Source organism: Pseudomonas sp. p50(2008) (assembly GCF_015351605.1).
In the GTDB taxonomy this organism is placed as follows: Bacteria; Pseudomonadota; Gammaproteobacteria; order Pseudomonadales; family Pseudomonadaceae; genus Aquipseudomonas.
In genome coordinates, this window is sequence record NZ_JACMYF010000007.1 from 388,685 (window position 1) to 408,657 (window position 19,973).

The following is a 19,973-nucleotide window of genomic DNA, read 5'->3' on the forward strand; positions in this document are numbered from 1 at the left end:
ATCGTACAAGAAGCAGGCTGATACGTTGGTTATCGTGGCTTCACGATCAATCACGAGAGTTGCTTCATGAACGCTTACAAAAGCCTGAACTTCGCCGAAAAAATCTCCCAAATTGGCCCGCACTGGACGCCTCGAGTCATCGCCGAAATGAACGATTACCAGTTCAAGGTAGTGAAGTTGTCAGGGGATTTCATCTGGCATGACCACTTCGATACCGATGAAGCCTTCATTGTTCTTGAAGGCCGGCTGCGCATCGATTTCCGCGATGGCCACGTGCTGGTCAATGCTGGCGAGATGTATGTGGTGCCCAAAGGCGTCGAGCACAAGCCGTTCGCGGAGCAGGAGGTGAAGCTCCTGCTGATCGAACCTAAGGGCGTGCTCAACACGGGTGACAAAGGGGGTGAACGCACGGCTCAGAATGACGTTTGGGTATAAGAGTCCCCGGTAGAAGCAAGCGGGTCGGTGCCCATCGTTTGCTTATAGCGTCTTGCCGACTACCGGGTCGCCAATGGTCAGGAAGTGCCCGCCTGCCACATGGTGCAAGGTTCGCAAGGCGTCATGCCCCTCAAAGTGCCAGCGGCCGTCGCTGAACACACGCTCATCGGCCTGAGCGGCGATGACTTCGGCGAGGAACAGATCGTACCGCTCGTGGTTTCCGGGTTCTGGCAGCAGCCGGCACTCAAGCCAGGCGACGCAACCTTCGAGCATCGGAGCGTCGATCAACTCAGCGCCGAAGGTCGGCAAGCCATAAGCCTGGAACTTGTCCTTTCCCTGGTCCCGGTTGATGTCCAGGCCTGACGTCGAGCCTACGGTCTGGACGATATCGGCCTGGGCCGCGCAAGGAACGTTCAGCACAAACGTCCCCGAAGCTTCCAGCAACTGCCGGGTCCAGGTGGACTTGTCCAGAACCACGGCAATTTTTGGCGGCTCGAAATCCAGCGGCATGGCCCAGGCCGCCGCCATGATGTTGCGTTGCCCGTCGTGAGCTGCGCTGACCAGCACGGTCGGGCCGTGGTTGAGCAGGCGATAGGCTTTGGACAGGGCAACCGGTTGGCGATGGGAAGCGGTCATGGTGTCTGCTCCAGAAGAAAAACGCCGATTGTAGCGGGTCAAGTCCTGTCGCGATCAAGTCGCCAGCTGATTGGCAAATTGCCCCACCGCGCTCACCACTTTCTTCGCACCGTCCTGGATTTCGACGATCACCGTGCCCGCCTCCGCCGCCAGCGCCAGGCCTTGTTCCGCCTGGAGCTTGCCTTCGCTCATCAAGGCAACAGCGTTACGCGCCATGTCCTGGTTCTGCCGTACCACGCCGACGATTTCATCGGTGGCCTGGCTGGTGCGTGAAGCCAGCTGACGAACTTCGTCCGCCACTACCGCAAAACCCCGGCCCTGTTCACCGGCGCGCGCGGCTTCGATCGCCGCGTTCAGCGCCAGCAGGTTGGTCTGTTCGGCAATGCCGCTGATGGTTTTAACGATGGTGCCGATCACCAGCGATTGATCGTTCAGCGCTTCGATACCTTCACTGGCGGTTTGCATGTGTTTGGCCAGGTCGCGCATCACGTCAACCGCCTGGGTCACCACGGCGTTACCGCGCTGGGCGCTGTGGTCCGTTTGCTGGGAGGTGCTATAGGCAATGTTTGCGGCTTCTGCAACAGCTTGTTCCTGGTTCACCAGATCGGTGATCACCGTGGCAAATTTCACAATTTTGTAGAGCTTGTCGTTGGCATCGACCACGGGGTTGTAGGACGCCTCCAGCCAGACTGTACGACCATGGCTGTCGATGCGCTTGAAGCGGTCAGCCACGAATTCGCCCGCATTCAAGCGGCGCCAAAAGTCCTGATACCCGGCACTGTTGTACTCCTCGGGCACGCAGAATGTGCGGTGATGCTTGCCCTTGATCTGCGCCAGGCTGTAACCCATGCCACTGAGAAACCGGTCGTTGGCCGTCAGCACGTTGCCAGCGAGATCGAACTCGATCACCGCCGTCGAACGCACCAGCGCGCCGATCAGGTTTTCATGTTCACGGGACGCCTCGATGGTGCGGGTCAGGTCGCTGGAGAAAATCGAGAAGTGCCTGATCCGACCGTCCGCGGAACGAATCGGCTGCATGATCGAACGCAGCCAGGCTTCCTGACCATCACCGCGCAACAAACGCACCGCGCCAGCAAAATGCTCGCCACGGGTGAGCGCGTTTTTGAAACGGTGGTGGAACTCGTCCGACTTCACGTGGGCTGGCACGATGTCGTCGATGTGTCGACCGATCAGGTCGTGGCCCTTGTAGAGCATCTCATCGATGAAATTCGGGTTGGCCGATTGAATTCGCCCGTCAGGATCGAGTGCCAGGACCAGCATTTCGCTTTCCAGACTGTCCTTCACTTGCTGAAGGCTGGAGAGTTCTTCACGAAGAGCCGACAGCTCCTGCTTCATGCGTTTATTGAACATGGAATGCACCGATGGACAGGGGTAGAAAGCGAACTGCAGCCCTAGCCATCGGCTTTGGAAATATTTTCTGAAGAGCGTTTCAGGGGGCTCCTGCAAAAATAGTTGCGGCCCGTGAGGCGCCTTCTCCGTTTACGCCGCACCAGCCGCCGGGCAACGTCCGACACTCGGCATTCGCGCACCGAAATACGCGGCGCTGATCACGCCCACTGTTCCCATTACTGCACTGAAGATCACGCAGATCCATGGGCTCCAGGGCATCAAGCCGATCAGCAACAACGGTGTGATACTCGCCCACGCGGCGTAGGCAATGTTGTAGGTGAAGGAAATGCCGGAGACGCGAACCCGCGCAGGGAACAGGCTGACCATCACTGACGGCACAGCCCCCACTACCCCGCAACACAGACCGGCAATCGCGTATGCCAGCCCTGTCCAGTTTGCGCCGGTGATCAGGCAGGCGTAGAGCACGCCGATCCCCATCGGCAGCAGCAGGCTATACAGCATGACGGTGCGCCAGGCGCCGATGCGATCGACCAACAACCCGGCGAGTACACACCCGATGTTCAAGAACACGATGCCCAGGGCGCTCAGCCCGAAGGTATAGCTGGCGGTCATGCCGAAGGTTTTCTGCATCATGGTCGGGGTGATGACGACGAAGACCACCACCGCCGACGTCAGTACACAGGTCAGGATCATCGCCGGCAGCATCGCCAGACGATGTTCACGCAGGACCGTGCGCAACGGCAGTTCGACCGCGGCATCCCGCTTGGCTTGCATCGCCATGAACACCGGCGTTTCGCTGAGCCAGCGGCGCAACCACACACCAATCACACCAAAGACTCCGCCGAGCAGGAACGGATAACGCCAAGCGAAATCGAGAATTTCTGCCGGGGTGAACGTTTGCGCCAGAATCGTCGCCGTGAGCGCACCGAGCAGGTAGCCGAACGTCAGTCCCGCCTGCAGGAACCCCAGCGCATAACCGCGGTGCCCGGCCGGTGCGTGCTCGGCAACAAACACCCAGGCGCTCGGCACCTCACCACCCACCGCCGCGCCTTGCAGGATCCGCAGGGCCAATAGCAGCAACGGCGCGAAATACCCGATCTGGGCATAGGTGGGCATGATCCCGATCAGCAGGCACGGGAGCGCCATCATCAGGATGCTCAGGCTGAAGACTTTCTTGCGCCCCATTCTGTCGGCGAAATGCGCCATCAGAATGCCGCCCAACGGCCGTGCCAGGTAGCCCGTAGCGAAGATCCCGAAGCTTTGCAGCAAGCGCAGCCACTCGGGCATTTCCGGCGGAAAGAACAGCTGGCTGAGGGTCAGGGCGAAAAACACGAAAATGATGAAATCGTAGATTTCCAGCGCGCCACCCAGGGCTGCAAGGCCGAGGGTCTTGTAATCCGAACGGGTAAAGGGCGTCGGGCGCGAATCGGTTTGGGCAGTCATGTAAAAGAACTCTGGCATAGGCAAAAACCAAGGCGCCCATGGTCTACGCAAAAGCGCTCACGGACAACCTGAACTGCCCTCTGGGTTGGTTTTTAGCCGTTCTCTGTGCATTGAATTCGCGTTCGTGAAGCTAATAATCGAGCGCTTTCCAATCCACAGGAAAGCCGCCATGAGCAGCCATTCACGCAGTAGACGCCTGACCGTTCCACAGTTGGTGGCCATGAAAGGCCAGCAGAAGATCGTTTCGTTGACGGCTTACAGCCGCTCGATGGCGCAGTTGATGGACCCCTTCGTCGACTTCGTGCTGATCGGCGACTCAACCGCCATGGTTGGCTATGGCCGCACCTCGACGCTGGACATGAGCCTGGAAGAAATCATCGGCCACACCCGTGCGGTCGTCGCCAGCACTCGGCTGGCCTGTGTGATTGCCGACATGCCGTTCGGCAGTTATCAGGAATCACCGCAACAGGCCTACCGCAACTGTGCCGAAGTCATGGCGCGGACCGGCTGCGATGCGCTCAAACTTGAAGGTGGCAAGGCCCTGGCCAGCACCGTTGAGTTTCTGGTGCAGCGTGGCATTCCGGTGATGGCGCACATTGGCCTGATGCCGCAGTACGTAAACGTCATGGGCGGTTTCAAGGCTCAGGGCCTGAATGAGGCGACTGCCACCGCCATCGAGGAAGATGCGCGCGCACACCTCGCGGCGGGGGCTTTCAGTCTGTTGCTGGAAGGTGTCGCCGAACCTCTTGCGCGGCGCATCAGCGATTTTTCAGCGATGCCGACCATTGGCATCGGCGCCTCACCGGCCTGCGACGGGCAAGTGCTGGTCACCGAGGACATCCTGGGACTCGGCGGCGAACATGTGCCGCGCTTCGTCAAACCCTATGCGGATGTCGGTGCCCTGATCAGCCAGGCATTCGAGTGTTTTGCCGACGAAGTGCGCAACGGCCAGTTTCCACAGATGCAGCACTGCTACGGCGTCAGCTGACGTTCCTGATCAATGGCCTCGGCGAGCATTTTCACGGCCAAACCGATGTCCTTGCTCCAGTCCACGGTGTAGCTCAGGCGCAAGCAATCACGCCACAGCCCCTGCGCACTGAACAACTCGCCGGGCGCGATCACAATGCCTTTGGCCAGCAGACGCTCGTACACCCGGCGCATATCCACCGGGTGTACGGACTGCGCCCAAAGCGTCGCGCCCCCGGCCGCTGTCACCACATTGAGCTGGTCGGCGGCATGTGCTCGAAGCAACCCGGTCATCTGCGTCATGCGCTCGCTCAGCAGACCTCGCACGACCTGAGTGTGCTGATCGACCCGTCGTGAACTGTACAAACGGGCGAGCGCTTTTTGCCGAATCGGCGAGAGGCGAAACGCCCGGTCGAGGAACTGGCGTTGCATTGCCACCTCTTGCCCACGCACCAGCACGTAGGCAAAGGGTGCTTCCGGGCCGATCACCTTATCGAAGGTGGAAAACACTAGCAGTCTGTCGAGGTCGGCAAAATCGCGCATACGCGACGGGTCTGCGTGAAAACCGAACTCGCCGTAGCTGTCGTTTTCGAACAGCCAGACACCCCGCTCGCTCAGCCAGTTGCACAGCTGCTGTTTGTCCGCAGCGGGCATCAGACTGCCATGGGGAGTGCCCACCGCCGATGAGAACACCGCCAGCGCCACGTTTTCACGCTGTAATACCTCGTGGACACGTTGCAGGTCCAAGCGTCCATTCGCCTGCAGAGGCACCTCAATCACCCGAATGTTCGCCGCCTGCAACTGCCGCAGGATCACCCAGGAACACGGCGACTCGACCAGTGCCGCTGTCCCGGACAATTGCAGTGCGGCCAGCGACATCTGCAAAACACTGCGCACATCGGCACCGATATACACCTGCTCCGGGCGCCAATAATGCTCGGTCGATCGGGTGTATCGCTCAGCCAGCGCGGTGCGCAACTCGATCTCGCCGAAAGGCTGATACAACGGCACCGCCGTGCGCGGGTATTGCCGCAACAGCTCGCGTTCCATCATCAGCAGCGGATTTTCCAGCGACAACAACATCGACGGCGCATCGCTGCACAGCGCCAGCATGCCGGGCTGACGCGCGCTGGCGTAGACATTGTCGAGCAGGTTGGTTGACGGTAGCGGCTGTGCGAAGGATGTCGGCGCATAGAAGTAACCGAGCTTGGGTCGGGAATGAACTCGCCCCTCGTCTTCGAGCAAGGCATACGCATATTTGGTGGTGGACACGGAGACGTTCAGGCGCAACGCCAACTGTCGCAGTGACGGCAGTTTCATCTCGCCATCCGCTGCGCTTGAGTCGATCAGCTCGACCAGGTAGCGATACACGGCCTGATAGGCAAAAGTGCTGTCCTTGTTCAATCGCAGTCATTCCTTGAGGGAGGCACGGCGCAGCATCCTCCCAAGACGGACCCGACGCAATCGCTCCAAAGAGCAAAACAGCGCCGCATAAACATCTCGATTGATTTACTGTTGGCACCTGTCCAGATGGGCCTGTGAAGCCCTGAAGACCACAATAAACATAAAAATTCGAGGTTCTCTCGTGGCCGCTGAAATCGACGATAGCCGCTATGCCCGCTTTGCCCTTCGTTGCTCGAGCTTTGCCGAGCGCTGGTTTCCCGACTCCTGGGTGTTCGCCGCCCTTGCGGTGATCATTGTCGCCGTGGCCACGATGGCCATGGGCGCCAAACCGACCGACGCTGCCATGGCCTTCGGTGACGGGTTCTGGAGTCTTATCCCGTTCACCATGCAGATGGCGTTTGTGGTGATCGGCGGGTATGTGGTCGCCAGTTCGCCACCCGCGGTGAAACTGATCGACCGACTGGCGCGCATCCCGAAAAACGGCCGTTCCGCCGTGGCCTGGGTGGCGCTGATTTCCATGGTGGCCTCGTTGCTCAACTGGGGCTTGTCGCTGGTGTTTGGCGGCTTGCTCGTACGCGCCCTCGCCCGCCGCACCGATCTGAAAATGGACTACCGCGCCGCCGGTGCAGCTGCCTATCTGGGCCTTGGCGCAGTGTGGGCTCTGGGTCTTTCGTCATCCGCTGCGCAATTGCAGGCCAACCCGGCCAGCCTGCCGCCCTCGATCCTGTCGATCACCGGCGTGATTCCCTTTACCCAGACAATCTTTCTCTGGCAGTCCGGCGTGCTGTTGCTGGCGCTGATCATTATTTCGCTGATCATTGCCTACGCCACCGCCCCCGGCCCGAACACCGCACGTGATGCGAAAGCGTGCGGCATCGACCCGAGTTTCAATCTGCCCCCCCTGCAACCGCGCACCCGTCCCGGTGAATGGCTGGAGCACAGCCCGTTGCTGACGATTCTGCTGGCGCTGCTGGCTGCGGGGTGGCTGTTCCATGAGTTTTCGACCAAACCGGCGATCAGCGCGATTTCCGGCTTGAATACCTACAACTTCCTGTTCCTGATGCTCGGAGCATTGCTGCATTGGCGGCCCCGCAGCTTCCTCGACGCGGTCGCACGGGCGGTGCCGACCACTACGGGCGTGCTGATCCAGTTTCCGTTGTACGGTTCGATCGCTGCGCTGATGACCACTGTCAAAGGCACGGACGCCCAGACCCTGGCTCATCACATCTCAACCTTCTTCGTCAGTATTGCGTCCCACGACACTTACGCGCTGTTGATGGGGGTGTACTCGGCGATCCTGGGGTTCTTCATTCCTTCCGGTGGCGGCAAATGGATCATCGAAGCGCCGTACGTCATGCAGGTGGCCACGGACCTTAATTACCATCTGGGCTGGGCCGTGCAGATCTACAACGCCGCCGAAGCCCTGCCGAACCTTATCAATCCGTTCTACATGCTGCCGCTGTTGGGTGTGCTGGGGTTGAAGGCTCGGGATTTGATCGGGTTCTCGTTCGTGCAACTGCTCGTACACACGCCGATCGTGCTGTTTCTGCTGTGGGCGCTGGGGACGACGCTGGTGTATACGGCGCCGGTGATGCCGTAACGCCACTGATTGCACCTGCTGTGAGGTAGGTGCAGTCACATCAAAGTCAAAGGAGCATTGCCGCGTAAGCCCAGGCTGACGCGGAAAATGGCTCATTTCCTCTGTCATTTGTGTCAGTAGACCGTTTGATTGTTTTGCTAAAGACTTGAGACGTACCCACGTGCAGCAGGGCTGACAAGAAGTCGGCAGGTGGAAGTCGCGGCACTCAACAGACAAGGAATGTTATGAGAACCCTCGCCGAACATGGATTGCCCCCGCCATCACACCCAGGCATCTACCCCTTCGTAGAATTGCCACTTCGCCTTGGATTCCCGTCCAGAAACGACTTTGAAATCATCCACTGCGCAGAGGGATCAGCCGTGGCTGTCGCAGTTTTACGGGAGTTTCCACGCATCACTCGCATCTGTCGGGTCTCGGGGCAACTTCTACCCTATCGCTCGCGAAACACCCGCCAGCTGGCGCCGGGGATTCATATCTATGACCCGCGCTTCTGTGGCTTGCTGAGCCATTCCTGTGACCCTAACGTCTTTCTCGACATGAGCGAGCTGTGGTTATGGGCACTCAAGGACCTCAGGAAAGGTGATCGCCTGACGATGGACTTCGCCGCGACGGAAGACCGGCTGCAGCGACAGTTTGCCTGCCGCTGCGCAAGTCCCGATTGCCGCGGCTGGATCACCGGTTACGATGAATCGCCGAACGACAATGGCCGAGAGTTCCTCCAACACTGGCGTCGAAGAACGCTCGAGTGAGGCCGTTACTGCGCCTCGATCGGACGCAGGCGGTACTGCGGCGGCAACTGCTCGAACCCGCTGATGGTCGCGTTCAGGCTTTTCCAGCGGCCGTCCTTGATGCCGTAAATGCAGCCGTGAATCGACAGTTTCTGTCCACGGTGCCAGGCGTTTTGCACAATGCTGGTGTGACCGACGTTCGCCACTTGCTGAATGACGTTGAGTTCACAGAGACGGTCGACCCGCTCTTCTTCGGTCGGCAACTTGGCCAGTTCTTCGCGCTTTTCGTAGTAAAGGTCGCGAATCGAGCGCAGCCAGCCATCGATCAGTCCCAATTGGCGGTCCTGCATCGAGGCACGCACGCCGCCGCAGCCATAGTGGCCGGTGACGAGGATGTGTTTGACCTTGAGCACGTCCACTGCGTATTGAATCACTGACAGGCAGTTGAGGTCGGTGTGCAGCACGACGTTGGCGACGTTGCGGTGGACGAACAGGTCGCCGGGCAGCATGCCAACGATCTCGTTCGCCGGTACGCGGGCGTCGGAACAACCGATCCACAGGTACTCTGGCGTTTGCTGACGGGCCAGCTTGGCGAAGAAGTCAGGATCTTCTTTGGTGATCGCGTCAGCCCAGCGCTCGTTGTTATTAATCAGATCTTGTAATTCGTTCATGCAATGAAGCCTCGAGAATGATGCGCTTCTATGACAGACAACCATCCGTCGGGGTCACGCGCGAGATGCAGATAGCCGGTGTTGCACGCCGGCGGAATTCTCATGAGCCCTGTGGGTCCACCCTAGTAAGGCCCACAGTATGAGGAATTACCATGACTGATTCACGACGTCCGTTCGATGCGACACAGCCAGAGCCCATCGATGATAACGAAGACCGCATGGGTTCGATGCATGAGCTGGATTTCGACGACGATGAACCCAGCGCAAAAATTGGCGAAGAAATTCCGGAAAACGAGCGTGAGCAACTGATGCCCCGCGAGCGTGTGCGCGAAGCCGGCATGACCGGGGCTTCCACCGATGACCACGAATCCACAGATGATGACATGAGCCCTGAGACGCTGATTCGTGAGGACGGTGCCCGTGATGCGAAGGAAGCGGGTGAAGGGGGTCAGGCAGATTGGGATTTGAGCATTGTCGATGAAGACGACATTGGCGGCGGTAACGGTCTGGATGAAGCTGAATTGGCGAAGCGCGATCCGCTGGATGGGAATCGCTGATCAACTCGACTGACCAGACTTCCCTGTAGGAGCTGCCCAAGGCTGCAATCTTTTAATCGTGGAGAGGTTGCGGCTCAGAAGATCAAAAGATCGCAGCCTTCGGCAGCTCCTACGGGGCTTTGTTCAATCGACCAACGTGCAGGCCATGACTACCGCATCTTCGCGCCCGCCCACCGCCGGGTAGTAATCCCGGCGACGGCCAATCTCGTTGAATCCATAGCGCTCATACAACCGAAATGCCGAACGATTGCTATCGCGCACTTCCAGGAAACACTCCCGCGCCTCAGCCTTGTAGGCAATCGACATGAGATGCTCCAGCAGCGTCAACCCCAGGCCTCGGCCCTGATTCTCCGGTTTGACGGTGATGTTCAGCAGATGCGCTTCATCGAGGATGATCTGCACCACGCCGTGCCCCACCTGCTGCTGGCCTTCGAACATCAGCCAGATCTGGTACTTGCCCAGCCCGTCCAGAAAAATCCCGCGGGTCCAGGGATGGCTATACGCCGCGTATTCGATTTTCAGGACAGCGTCCATGTCCGCTTCAACCATCGGGCGGAACGTTACAGCGTCACTCATTTGATTCTTTCCAGCGCGCCATCAGCCGACGCATGGCTTGCCAGACATCAGCCTTACGCTGTGGCTCTTCCATTAAAAGTTCCAGACCCGGCAGGGCCCAGACCGAGCCCAGGCCTTCGACCTGAAGTTCACGGTTGAAGGATTCGGCATTCGCCTCACCGGCGAAACGAACTGCCGGCAAGCCAATCAGCCACACACAGACGCAGGGTGCGTCTTCCAGTCGGGCCGAGAGAAATCCTTGTACAAAATCGCGAGCCGCTTCAGGACCCTGGTCCATGGTGCCACGCACCAACAGCGGCCAACGCACCGGCTCGCCGACGATTTGCGGGCTGTCCGGCAGGCCGGCGGCGCGCAACATGTCCTTGAGCAACAGGTACGCAGGGTCGCGGGTTTGAAACGTTTCGCCTGTGGGTAACTCGACCAGCAACAGGCAACGACCGGCGCGCAGCAACTGCAGGGCGAACCGCGGAGGCGGCACAACCGGCGCCTTGATGGCGGCAGGCGCCTCCTCTTCCTCAACTTTCGCGTTCGTGCGAGTGCTGGCCAACGAAGGTCGCGGCACCTCGATTTTTACCCGTTCGGCGGGCTTTATCGTGGGTTCTACCGGCGCGTCCACCACGGGAGCCTGAACAATCGGGGCCTCGACCAAAGGCTCAGGCAGCTCCAACAGCTCGGGCCGCGAAGGCGCAGCAAAAGGCAATTCAGTGCGCGGCAGCCAGTTGACCACCTGCATGGCGGTCAAGTAAGCGCGGCGACGAGACTCGATTAGCAAAGGTCGGCCACTTGTGGATAACTGAGAGTGCGGTGATTCTACCGCCCTTCGTCCAAGATCGCCCGTTGTTGATCGACAGAAAGCCGACTGTCCGTCTTGAGAGTGAATCGCAACCAACGTGATGCAGTACAATCGCTGCTTTTATTCGCCAACCAGCCGGCCATTCCGATGATCGAACCCAAGCGCGTCTTGCGCGCCCTCGCTGAACACTGGGCACTTCTGGAGCCACTGTGCGAGCACTTCGACCAAGGCACCTTGAGCCTCAACGAACTGCGCACACAACTGGGCGCCCAGCAACTTGACAGTACGCCGCAGGACATCACCAGCCTGCTGGATGTGTGGATCCGTCTCGACATTCTGGTTCCCGTGGCAAAAAGCCCGAACCGGTTCGAACTCAACGCGCAGATTCACGACTTCCTCGCGTACCTGCGTCGTGAGCACCGTCTGGGCCTGTGCCTGGAGATCGAGGCCTATCTGCGGCACCTCGAGCGCCTCGCCGGTTATATCCAGGATGCCTTCGACATTCGTGACGGCAGCGACCTGGCGCGCCAGTTGCGCCTGCTCGACATGCGTGTACGAGATGTATTGAAGAAACTCGCCAACGACGAACAGGCCCTGGTGGCCGTGGCCGAACGCGCCAAGACCAGCGACCGGCAAATCCCGCTGCGCCAGCGCTACGCCGAAGTGCTGGCGACGTGGGACGAATACGTCGAGCCGATGATCCAGTTGGTGAACGCCGATGGCGCCTTCGAACAAGGCGTGCGCAAGGTCGAAAATGTTTTACTGAGAATGCTCTCCGAGCAGCAACGCATCGGTCACCTGGTCGACGACGACATGCTGCTGCGCACCCACGCACGTATCCTGGAAATGCAGACCAGTGCCCAGCTGACATTGCGTCATGCTCGCGAGCTGCTGTTGCCACTGCGTGAAGAAGCCCGTCGCCACAACGCCGTGACCCGCGGCGCGGCGCTGGCCCTCGCGGCCATCCGGCGTAAAGGCATCGATGCAGTGCCGCAAGCAGCCATGCCGATGTTCACCCGCCCGCAAAGCACCTTCCTCGGCAGCGCCAGTCAGGTCGAAGCCTACGTTTATGCGCTGGCCCGATTCGAGCCGAAACCTGCGCGCTTCCCCAAGGCCCACAAGACCCAGAAAGGCGAAGCGCCGCGCGCGCCACGCACGGTTCGGGAGATGCTCGAACGCTGCGAAGATGCACTGCCGATGCCGGACCTGATGACCTGGTTGCTGGAGCAGGAACCGGACGGCGCCACCGACGAATTGCTGTATTGGTTCTCGCGCCTGTCGCGGGAAAAACGCTTCACACGTGAGCGACTGGAACGCCGCGATTACCACACTCATGAGCATCAGGTCAGCCTGCGCTCCTTCGCCCTGCTCTCGGCCCGCGATACCGCCGCCGAGGATTCTGCGAGCACCCCACATGCATCTTGATTTATCCGAACTGTCTCAATTGGCGCCGATCTTCCGCGAGCTGTTCAAGGGCTATCACGTCAGCCGCCGCGACCCGGAACTGTATGCGCAATTATCGAATTTCCAGGATCAGTACCGCACCCTGTTCAAGGCGCTGGGCTTTGAACTGGTCTGCGACACCCGTGGTTTCTATTACTTCGTGCCGGACCTCGCCGCTGCGGCGGTGAACAAGACTGCGCAGCGACTGGCGCTGTTCACCTTTATCCTCGTCGAGCATCTGGCCGACCAGGGGCGCGACCCGGTTGCCGTGCTGGATGGCGGCAGCCTCGGCCGTGATGAATTGCCTTCGCTGCTTGAAAAGTACCGCGACCTGTTTATTCAGGCAGAAGTGCAGACCGTCGAAGAACTCGAAGAAAAAATCATGCGTCGCATGACCCAACTCGGTTTTGCCGGCGAAGAAAACGGCATCTACCGTTTCCTGCCACCGATGCACCGATTCCTCGATGTCTGCCTGTCGGTCCAGCAAGACCGCGATCTGGCGGCCAGCCTGCACAGCGTGCTGCCATTGCCGGTCCCGGTCTTGATCGATGACGACAGCGACGAAAAGCTATTGGAAACTGATGACCCGCTGGACTTGAGTGACTTCGCGGAAGACAGCGAAGAAGACGCGCTGGCCCGCGCCATTGCCGAAGAACAGGAGACCGACGCATGAGCAAGGAACGCTACGGCATTCGCCGCTTTGCCCTTTTGAACACCGCCGGTTACAGCCTCGGCCTGTTCCCGCTGGAAGAACCACTGTCGGTTTACGGCGCGAACAACCTCGGTAAATCTGCCTCGATCAACGCCTTGCAGTTCCCGATTCTGGCGCGCATGTCGGACATGAGTTTCGGCAAGTACAGCCTCGAACAATCCCGCCGTTTCTACTTCGCGTCGGACACCAGTTACATCCTGGTCGAAGTTTCGCTGCCTCATGGGCCACACGTGATCGGTGTCGTCGGTCGCGGCCCGGGCGGTGGTTTCGGTCACCAGTTCTTCGCCTACGCCGGCAAACTGGATCTGGCCCATTACCAGAAAAACGACACCTGCCTGCGCCAGAAAGAACTGTTCACCAACCTTGAACGTGAAGGCCTCAAAGCTTACGAGCTCAAGCCCGATGAACTGCGGCGTTTGCTCGTCGGCGGCCACACCTCGATTCCGCTGGACCTGACGCTGATCCCGTTGCGTTCCACCAGCGAGCAGAGCCTGAAGACCTTCCGCGCATTGTTCATCAACCTGCTGCACATGCGCGAAATCACGGCAGCCAAGCTCAAGCAACTGTTCCTCGATGCCTTCGAACACAGCTTGCGTTCGGGCAGCGTCGATTACATCGCGGCGTGCGAAGAAGCGTTTCGTGATGTTCGACGCATGGAGCAGGACTATAACTCGCTGGTGACGGCCGGTCCGCTGGTTGAAGCGCTCGCCGCAGGGGTTACCCAGCGCAATATCCTGCGCGGCAAATTACACCGGATCTCGCCGCTGCTCGATTCCCTGCTGGGCACTTGGGCGGACTACGCCGGTGCACGCAAGGAAGAGCTGACGATTCAGGCCGAACACTACCGCAATGAACAGGACGCGCTGCAAAACGATCAGCGTGGTGGCACACAGGAGCTGATGCGCCTGGAGCGGGAAATCACCGGCATCCAGCGTTGGCTCGGAGAACTGTCGGTACTCAAGCATCGCTTTGCTTTGGTTGATGACGTCAAAGTCCTGGAGCAGCAATTGCTGGCTGCCAAGGACGCGCACGATGAGCTGGCCGGTGCGCTGGCACAATCGCGGCAGTTCAGCGCCGAAGACCTTGAAGAGCGTCTGCGCGACCTGGAGAAACGCCTGAAGTCGGTCAAGCAGCAGCTCGATCACGCTGACAACAACAGCTATGCCCGACTGCGCGAAGAGTTCTCTCAGCAGGATGTCGAACGCCTGATGCGCTTGTTCAACAGCGCGCTGTTCAGCTTGCCGCTGGGCGAGCATGGCATCGCGCTGGATGAAGACGGTCAGTGGGTCAAATCCATGGAGCTGATTCTTGATGGCTTCAAGGGCGAGCGCTTCGAAGTGCCGGGGCTTTCCATCGACCTGTCGCACATCGAACCGCCAGCCCTGCAGGCGCTGGCCGATCGCGCCGCATTGCGGGACCAGAAAGAGCGTCTGGATAAAGAACTCAAGCAACTCAAGACACAGCAAGCCGTTGCGGCCGACCGCGCGGCCAGCAAGACCCAGACCGAAGCGTTGTACCAGCAAGTGCTGGATGCGCAGAAAGCCCTGGAAGATTTCCGTCGTGCTCAAACCTTGAGCGCCGAAGAAGGCGACAAGCTTGAGCAGCTCGCCCAGATGGAAGCGGCGCAGGACGAGCTGAAACGCTCCAGCGATGCGTTTACCGAACGCGTCCAGCAACTGTCGGCCAAGCTGCAACTGGTCGGTCGGCAGATCGGTGACATGGAAGCCAAGCAACGCACCCTCGACGACGCCCTGCGCCGCCGCCAGTTGTTGCCGGCAGATCTGCCGTTCGGTACGCCATTCATGGACCCGATCGACGATTCCATGGACAACCTGCTGCCGCTGCTCAATGACTATCAGGACAGCTGGCAGGGCTTGCAGCGCAGCGATGGCCAGATCGAGGCGCTTTACGCTCAGGTCCGTCTGAAGGGCGTGGCCAAGTTCGACAGCGAAGACGATATGGAGCGTCGCCTGCAGCTGCTGATCAACGCGTACGCGCATCGCACTGATGAAGCCCTGACCCTCGGCAAGGCTCGCCGTGCGGCCGTGACAGATATCGCCCGAACCCTGCGCAATATCCGCAGCGACTACGACAGCCTTGAGCACCAACTGGCGCTGTTCAACCGCGAGATCAACAAGCGTCAGGTCTCCAACCTGCAGAGCTTCCGCATCGTGCTCGCGCCGAACAAGGAAGCGCTCAAACACATCGATCAGATTATCCACAGCGCCGGCCAGTACGAAGAAGGCGAGACGCTCTCCGTTTTTGACCTGAGCCAAAGTGCCGATCAGGACAACAAGAACGAAGAGGCCAAGGAATACCTGGCACGCCTGGTAGCGGCGAACCACAACCAGTTGGGTCTGAAGGACTTGTTTGAACTTGCCTTCGAGATCACCAAGGTCAATGGTCAACCGGTGATTCACACCGACATCGACGGGGCCGCGTCCAACGGCACGACCATGACCATCAAAGCGCTGACCAACATGTACTTGTTGCTGCACTTGATGGACCGTGACCAGGCCGGTCGCGTGCGCTTGCCTTACTACCTCGATGAAGCTGCTGACATCGACGAGAAGAACCAGGCAGCGCTACTCGAAACAAGTCTGCAACTGGGCTTTGTGCCGATTCTGGCGAGCGTCAAGCCGCAGGTCTGCGCCAGTGTGGCGATTGACCTTGAAGGTGGTAGCGGGCCGAACGGAATCTATATCGATGAAGCGGACTGGAAGTACATCCGTCGTCACGATGAAGTGAAGGCCGTCATTAGCGTTGAAGCGGATGAGGCTGCGCTGGATGCAGTCTGATTTGCGTTAATCGATGGGCGTAAAAAAGGCCGCGATCCAATGGATCGCGGCCTTTTTTGTCGGGCTTATTTACCGAGGGGGATTTTTGGCGCCCAGGTCAGCCATTCGTCTTCAAATTTATCGAACATGGGGAACGTCTGCTCCGGACGCGCAGGATTGCCCATGCGATCGCCATCCGGTGTTGCGAACGCGATGCCGCCCTGGATCAACGTTTCCAGAGATTCGGTGCGCATGGTCGCGCCTTTGAACAGGCCATAGTCGAAACCGAATCCACTGGAGTTCCAGAAGCGCGTACCGCTACGCACCAGTGGCGCGTACTTCGGTTCGATCAGGATATGTATCAGGACGCGATCAGCCGTCTGCCCCAGTTCATAACTTGTCACCTTGCCTACGGTCACTTCGCGATAGGTCACCGGGACGCCGGTTTTCAGCGAGCCGCGACGAGCCGCGCTGAGTACCAGACTCAACCCTGGTTCCTGCTTCACCGCTTCTGGCGGGTTGGACAAGGCTACAAAGTTTTTCTGTGGGCCCAGGTTTTTCAGCGCTGGCTGTACTTCGATGTACTGGCCGGTCACGAGGGTTTCGAGGTTGGACGTCTTGATCAAACCCAACTCCGGTTTGACCACCCAGAACTGACTGCCGGCCCGAGCGATGCGCTCGGGCACCTCGGTAATACGCGCGGTGAGCATCACGGACTGGAGGTCATCGGTCAGATCAACGTCTTCAATCTTGCCGACATCCAAACCTTTGAAACGGACCGCAGTACCGCTGCGCAAACCATCGGCGCGATCCACCTTAATGGTCACTACAGTGCCTTTCTGATTCGCTTCATCATGGTTGGCGAACAGACGGAACCTTGGAATACGCTTCTGCAACGGCGCTTTGGCTTGCGGGGTTTCAAAAGCGATGCCGCCCGCCATCAGGCTTTGCAGGGACTCGCTTTTCACCTGAATGCCACCGGTCAATCCGCCTGTGAGCGTAATACCGCTGGCGTTCCAGAACCGTGTAGAGGCGTTAACCAAGCCTTCGTACTCTTTCTCGATGTGTACACCGATTACCAATTGCTTCTTGGTTTTAGAGAACTGATAGCTCTGGACGGAACCTACCTTGACCTGTTTGTAGAGAATCGGGCTACCGACTTCCAACGAACCCAGGTTCTCGGTGAATAACACCAAATGCAGACCCGGTGAACGCAAGTCCAGAGGGGGGGCCTTGGGTCGTGCTACGAACTCTCGTTGCGGCGCGGCACCTTTGTCACCGGGACGGATGGCAATGTAGTTTCCCTTCACGAGGGCTTCTAGGCCGGTGATGCCAGCGAGCGAGATCGAGGGTTTGACGACCCAGAACTGCGTGCCGTCGACGAGATAGTCTTCGGCCAATGGGTCCAAAGTGAGTTCTGCAGTGGCAGCAGTCAGGTCCGGATCGACCTTGAGCGCCTTCAGATTGCCAACCTGAATTCCTTTGTACATAACCGGCGTACGACCTGCCTGCAGACCTTCAAAATCACTGAGTTTGACCTTGATGCGGATACCAGCCGCAGCCGCGTCGAAGTCTTCGTAGAGACGGAACGGCAAACTTGGATCAGTGGGCGGGCTGTCCTTGCGGTTTTCTGGTGTGGCGAACGCGATACCCCCCGCGACAATGCTGGCGAGGGATTCGCTGCGCACTTTTACACCGGACAGATTCGCGTCGATGCTGATGCCGCTGGCATTCCAGAAACGTGTGTGTTTGCGCACCAGATTGGCATAAGTAGGTTCGATAAATACTTTGAGCTCAACGGTGCTTTGGTCCTCGGACAGCAGGTAGCTTTTGACCTGGCCGACCTTGATCTGTTTATAGAACACGGGGCTGCCGCGGTTCAGCGAGCCGAGGCGATCAGCCTTGATCGTCAGGTGCAGACCAGGCTTGGCGTCGGATAATGGCGGTTCCTCAGCCAGTGCCTTGAACTTGCGAGTGGGCTCGCCCTCACCGGGACTGACAGCGATATAGTTGCCCGAAACCAGGGTTTCAAGACCGGTGATACCGGCCAGGGTCACGCTCGGCTTGACCAGCCAGAATCGAGTGCTGGTGCGCAGATACTGCTCCACATCCTTGTTCATCTCGACAGTGGCTATCACACCTTTGGAAGAGCCTTCGTCGTCGAGTTTAAGGGTTTTGACCTTACCGACCGACATCCCCTTGTAGACGACTTCGGTCTTGTTGGCCTGGATGCCTTCACCACTTTCAAAACGCACCAGAATTTCGATTCCAGTTTCGTTGTAAGCCCTCCATCCGAGCCAGCCACCAATGATCAGAGCGATCAGGGGCAATACCCAAATAGCAGACCAGTTGGAGGCCGGTCGGGTTTTCGCTGTAGGCAAATCAGTCATGGTCGTCGTCCGACTCCGTGTTATCCCAAATCAGTCGGGGATCGAAAGTTACTGCGGCAAGCATCGTCAGAATCACCACACTGGCGAAGGCGATGGCGCCAAGATTGGCTTCAATGCTGGCAAGCCGTCCGAAATTGACTACTGCCACGAGGATGGCAATCACAAAGATATCCAGCATCGACCATCGGCCGATGAACTCGATAAAGCGGTACATCACAATGCGCTGCCGGGCCGAAAGAGGCTGGCGCCTTTGTACGGAAAACAGCAGTAGCGCGATGCCCACCAGTTTGAATGTCGGTACCAGAATGCTGGCGATAAAAACCACCGCCGCAATGGGAATCATGCCGTGCTGAACCAACTGGATGACACCCGACATGATGGTGCTGGGGTCACCTTGGCCAAGCGAGTTGACAGTCATGATCGGCAAAAGGTTGGCTGGTATGTAGAGAATCGCGGCCGTGATCAGCAACGCCCAGGTACGTACCAGGCTGTTCGGGCGACGGGCATGTACCAGCGCACCGCAACGGGTGCAAATCTGCTCGTCAGCTTCCTGCTTATTCAACTCATGGCATTCAATGCAAATCAGAATGCCCGCATCAATCGCCCGCATGAGCATCTTCTCCCGATAACGCCTGCCAGATCTGATGAGGTGACATGACGACCTCCAAACAGACCTGGACCAACAACAAACTGATAAAGCACACCAGGCCAAGGCCCACGGTAATAGCTGCCATATCTGCCAGTTTTACAATCGCAACCAGTACGCCCATCAGGTAGACCTCAAGCATTCCCCAATCTCGCAAATGGTGATAAATGCGGTAGAGCAACAAACCGTAACTTCGACCTATATCGAAGCGGATACTCAATAGCACGGCCAATTGGCAGAGTAACTTGGCCAGTGGAATTCCCATGCTGCAGAGGAACACCACGACAGCTACACCTTGCATGCCGGTATCAAACAGGCCAACAACCCCACTCCAGACCGTGTCATGGGACGACTGCCCGAGTAAATTGAGCTCCATGATGGGTAGAAAGTTCGCAGGGATATAAAGCAGCAGGGCGGCGATGACTAAGGCGAGGCTTCGTTGCACGACATTATGACGATTGGCATAGAGTTCGTAACCGCAGCGAGGGCACAACGCTTTCTCGCCGTGTGCGAGTGCTGGCTTGCGCATCAGCAAGTCGCACTCATGACACGCCACCAAGTCGTCCAGTGGTAATTCTGACAGCCCTGAGGCGTCAACCGGATCTGGCATAAAAGGCTCTGACTTCGAAAAAGTTGGGCCTATTCTAGTGTTCTTATTCAAAAATAACTGTGCAAATTTGTACCGACGCTTTCGTAGTACTTTCCTGCGGACAAAACAAAACCCCTGTTCGCGTTAGCAAACAGGGGTTTCGGAATTTAATCTTGACGATGACCTACTCTCACATGGGGAAACCCCACACTACCATCGGCGATGCATCGTTTCAC

Annotated in this window: 18 protein-coding genes and 1 pseudogene; 8 read left to right on the forward strand and 11 right to left on the reverse strand. The window is 58.7% G+C overall.

Translation table 11 applies throughout. From position 1 onward, the window contains the following. Positions 1-66 precede the first annotated feature (66 nt). The gene (locus H7698_RS21495; protein WP_162439697.1) at positions 67-435 is read left to right on the forward strand and encodes a cupin domain-containing protein; all 369 of its coding nucleotides are present in this window, start codon (positions 67-69) and stop codon (positions 433-435) included. A gap of 42 nt (positions 436-477) precedes the next feature. Here the strand turns inward: H7698_RS21495 and H7698_RS21500 are convergent, their stop codons facing one another. The 4 genes and pseudogenes from H7698_RS21500 to H7698_RS21510 all read right to left on the reverse strand — a co-directional run bounded on the left by H7698_RS21500 (position 478) and on the right by H7698_RS21510 (position 3,885). Then, complete coding sequence (locus H7698_RS21500) at positions 478-1,071, reverse strand: flavin reductase family protein (protein ID WP_194692749.1); 594 nt, start codon at positions 1,069-1,071, stop codon at positions 478-480. Between the two features lie 54 nt (positions 1,072-1,125). Further along, entirely contained in the window at positions 1,126-1,686 is a 561-nt protein-coding gene (locus H7698_RS31925) for a methyl-accepting chemotaxis protein (protein WP_442966314.1), read from the reverse strand. Continuing rightward, positions 1,666-2,442: pseudogene (locus tag H7698_RS31930) on the reverse strand (PAS domain-containing protein); the annotation flags it as partial. The pseudogene H7698_RS31930 and the gene H7698_RS31925, both read right to left, overlap by 21 nt. Positions 2,443-2,571: 129 nt before the next feature. Beyond that, positions 2,572-3,885, reverse strand: a complete 1,314-nt coding sequence (locus H7698_RS21510) for an MFS transporter (protein WP_194692751.1) — start codon at positions 3,883-3,885, stop codon at positions 2,572-2,574. Positions 3,886-4,054: 169 nt separating this feature from the next. Here H7698_RS21510 and panB point away from each other — a divergent pair, with 169 nt between their 5' ends. After that, positions 4,055-4,873, forward strand: a complete 819-nt coding sequence (gene panB / locus H7698_RS21515; RefSeq protein ID WP_194692752.1) for a 3-methyl-2-oxobutanoate hydroxymethyltransferase — start codon at positions 4,055-4,057, stop codon at positions 4,871-4,873. On the opposite strand, the gene H7698_RS21520 is transcribed toward panB, so the two are convergent. Next, on the reverse strand, positions 4,858-6,261 hold the full coding sequence (locus H7698_RS21520) for an aminotransferase-like domain-containing protein (RefSeq protein ID WP_442966315.1): 1,404 nt from the start codon (positions 6,259-6,261) through the stop codon (positions 4,858-4,860). The genes panB and H7698_RS21520 overlap by 16 nt on opposite strands. A 175-nt stretch (positions 6,262-6,436) precedes the next feature. On the opposite strand from H7698_RS21520, the gene H7698_RS21525 reads away from it, so the two are divergent. Both H7698_RS21525 and H7698_RS21530 read left to right on the forward strand, forming a co-directional pair. After that, positions 6,437-7,855: a short-chain fatty acid transporter gene (locus H7698_RS21525; protein ID WP_162439703.1), complete on the forward strand. Its 1,419-nt coding sequence runs from the start codon at positions 6,437-6,439 to the stop codon at positions 7,853-7,855. A 224-nt stretch (positions 7,856-8,079) separates the two neighbouring features. After that, on the forward strand, positions 8,080-8,604 hold the full coding sequence (locus H7698_RS21530) for a lysine methyltransferase (protein ID WP_162439704.1): 525 nt from the start codon (positions 8,080-8,082) through the stop codon (positions 8,602-8,604). A 5-nt stretch (positions 8,605-8,609) separates the two neighbouring features. Here the strand turns inward: H7698_RS21530 and can are convergent, their stop codons facing one another. Further along, positions 8,610-9,254, reverse strand: coding sequence for a carbonate dehydratase (gene can / locus H7698_RS21535; protein ID WP_162439705.1), 645 nt, complete (start codon positions 9,252-9,254; stop codon positions 8,610-8,612). Between the two features lie 152 nt (positions 9,255-9,406). Here can and H7698_RS21540 point away from each other — a divergent pair, with 152 nt between their 5' ends. After that, entirely contained in the window at positions 9,407-9,811 is a 405-nt protein-coding gene (locus tag H7698_RS21540) for a serine kinase/phosphatase (RefSeq protein ID WP_194692754.1), read from the forward strand. Positions 9,812-9,934: 123 nt separating this feature from the next. Here H7698_RS21540 and rimI read toward each other — a convergent pair whose 3' ends face one another. Both rimI and H7698_RS21550 read right to left on the reverse strand, forming a co-directional pair. Then, on the reverse strand, positions 9,935-10,387 hold the full coding sequence (gene rimI, locus H7698_RS21545; RefSeq protein ID WP_162439707.1) for a ribosomal protein S18-alanine N-acetyltransferase: 453 nt from the start codon (positions 10,385-10,387) through the stop codon (positions 9,935-9,937). Then, the gene (locus H7698_RS21550; RefSeq protein WP_162439716.1) at positions 10,380-11,120 is read right to left on the reverse strand and encodes an energy transducer TonB; all 741 of its coding nucleotides are present in this window, start codon (positions 11,118-11,120) and stop codon (positions 10,380-10,382) included. The genes rimI and H7698_RS21550 overlap by 8 nt, the downstream gene beginning before the upstream one ends. Before the next feature lie 207 nt (positions 11,121-11,327). Here H7698_RS21550 and mksB point away from each other — a divergent pair, with 207 nt between their 5' ends. The 3 genes from mksB to mksF are packed head-to-tail and all read left to right on the forward strand — an operon-like array spanning position 11,328 to position 16,133. Further along, complete coding sequence (gene mksB / locus H7698_RS21555) at positions 11,328-12,605, forward strand: Mks condensin complex protein MksB (protein ID WP_162439708.1); 1,278 nt, start codon at positions 11,328-11,330, stop codon at positions 12,603-12,605. Beyond that, positions 12,595-13,296, forward strand: a complete 702-nt coding sequence (mksE, locus tag H7698_RS21560; RefSeq protein WP_162439709.1) for an Mks condensin complex protein MksE — start codon at positions 12,595-12,597, stop codon at positions 13,294-13,296. Before mksB ends, mksE begins: the two co-directional genes overlap by 11 nt. After that, positions 13,293-16,133 (forward strand): Mks condensin complex protein MksF, encoded by a 2,841-nt coding sequence (mksF, locus tag H7698_RS21565; RefSeq protein ID WP_194692755.1) that lies wholly within the window; start codon positions 13,293-13,295, stop codon positions 16,131-16,133. Before mksE ends, mksF begins: the two co-directional genes overlap by 4 nt. A gap of 65 nt (positions 16,134-16,198) precedes the next feature. On the opposite strand, the gene H7698_RS21570 is transcribed toward mksF, so the two are convergent. Genes H7698_RS21570 through H7698_RS21580 form a run of 3 tightly spaced genes read right to left on the reverse strand, consistent with a single transcriptional unit; the run spans position 16,199 to position 19,758 of the window. Further along, positions 16,199-18,502 (reverse strand): PqiB family protein, encoded by a 2,304-nt coding sequence (locus H7698_RS21570; protein ID WP_194692756.1) that lies wholly within the window; start codon positions 18,500-18,502, stop codon positions 16,199-16,201. Then, positions 18,495-19,112: a paraquat-inducible protein A gene (locus H7698_RS21575; protein ID WP_162439712.1), complete on the reverse strand. Its 618-nt coding sequence runs from the start codon at positions 19,110-19,112 to the stop codon at positions 18,495-18,497. Before H7698_RS21575 ends, H7698_RS21570 begins: the two co-directional genes overlap by 8 nt. Beyond that, positions 19,099-19,758 carry a paraquat-inducible protein A gene (locus H7698_RS21580; RefSeq protein WP_162439713.1) on the reverse strand — a complete coding sequence of 220 codons (660 nt, stop codon included), beginning with the start codon at positions 19,756-19,758 and terminating at the stop codon, positions 19,099-19,101. The genes H7698_RS21575 and H7698_RS21580 overlap by 14 nt, the downstream gene beginning before the upstream one ends. Positions 19,759-19,973 lie beyond the last annotated feature (215 nt).

Excerpts from the sequence above, each read along its gene's own strand:
- H7698_RS21580 (WP_162439713.1), bottom strand. The coding sequence starts at position 19,758 with ATGCCAGATCCGGTTGACGCCTCAGGGCTGTCAGAATTACCACTGGAC.
- can (WP_162439705.1), bottom strand. The coding sequence starts at position 9,254 with ATGAACGAATTACAAGATCTGATTAATAACAACGAGCGCTGGGCTGAC.
- mksB (WP_162439708.1), top strand. The coding sequence starts at position 11,328 with ATGATCGAACCCAAGCGCGTCTTGCGCGCCCTCGCTGAACACTGGGCA.
- H7698_RS21530 (WP_162439704.1), top strand. The coding sequence starts at position 8,080 with ATGAGAACCCTCGCCGAACATGGATTGCCCCCGCCATCACACCCAGGC.
- H7698_RS21495 (WP_162439697.1), top strand. The coding sequence starts at position 67 with ATGAACGCTTACAAAAGCCTGAACTTCGCCGAAAAAATCTCCCAAATT.
- panB (WP_194692752.1), top strand. The coding sequence starts at position 4,055 with ATGAGCAGCCATTCACGCAGTAGACGCCTGACCGTTCCACAGTTGGTG.
- rimI (WP_162439707.1), bottom strand. The coding sequence starts at position 10,387 with ATGAGTGACGCTGTAACGTTCCGCCCGATGGTTGAAGCGGACATGGAC.
- H7698_RS21550 (WP_162439716.1), bottom strand. The coding sequence starts at position 11,120 with ATGCAGGTGGTCAACTGGCTGCCGCGCACTGAATTGCCTTTTGCTGCG.
- H7698_RS21510 (WP_194692751.1), bottom strand. The coding sequence starts at position 3,885 with ATGACTGCCCAAACCGATTCGCGCCCGACGCCCTTTACCCGTTCGGAT.
- H7698_RS21575 (WP_162439712.1), bottom strand. The coding sequence starts at position 19,112 with ATGCGGGCGATTGATGCGGGCATTCTGATTTGCATTGAATGCCATGAG.
- H7698_RS21500 (WP_194692749.1), bottom strand. The coding sequence starts at position 1,071 with ATGACCGCTTCCCATCGCCAACCGGTTGCCCTGTCCAAAGCCTATCGC.
- H7698_RS21570 (WP_194692756.1), bottom strand. The coding sequence starts at position 18,502 with ATGACTGATTTGCCTACAGCGAAAACCCGACCGGCCTCCAACTGGTCT.
- mksE (WP_162439709.1), top strand. The coding sequence starts at position 12,595 with ATGCATCTTGATTTATCCGAACTGTCTCAATTGGCGCCGATCTTCCGC.
- mksF (WP_194692755.1), top strand. The coding sequence starts at position 13,293 with ATGAGCAAGGAACGCTACGGCATTCGCCGCTTTGCCCTTTTGAACACC.
- H7698_RS21540 (WP_194692754.1), top strand. The coding sequence starts at position 9,407 with ATGACTGATTCACGACGTCCGTTCGATGCGACACAGCCAGAGCCCATC.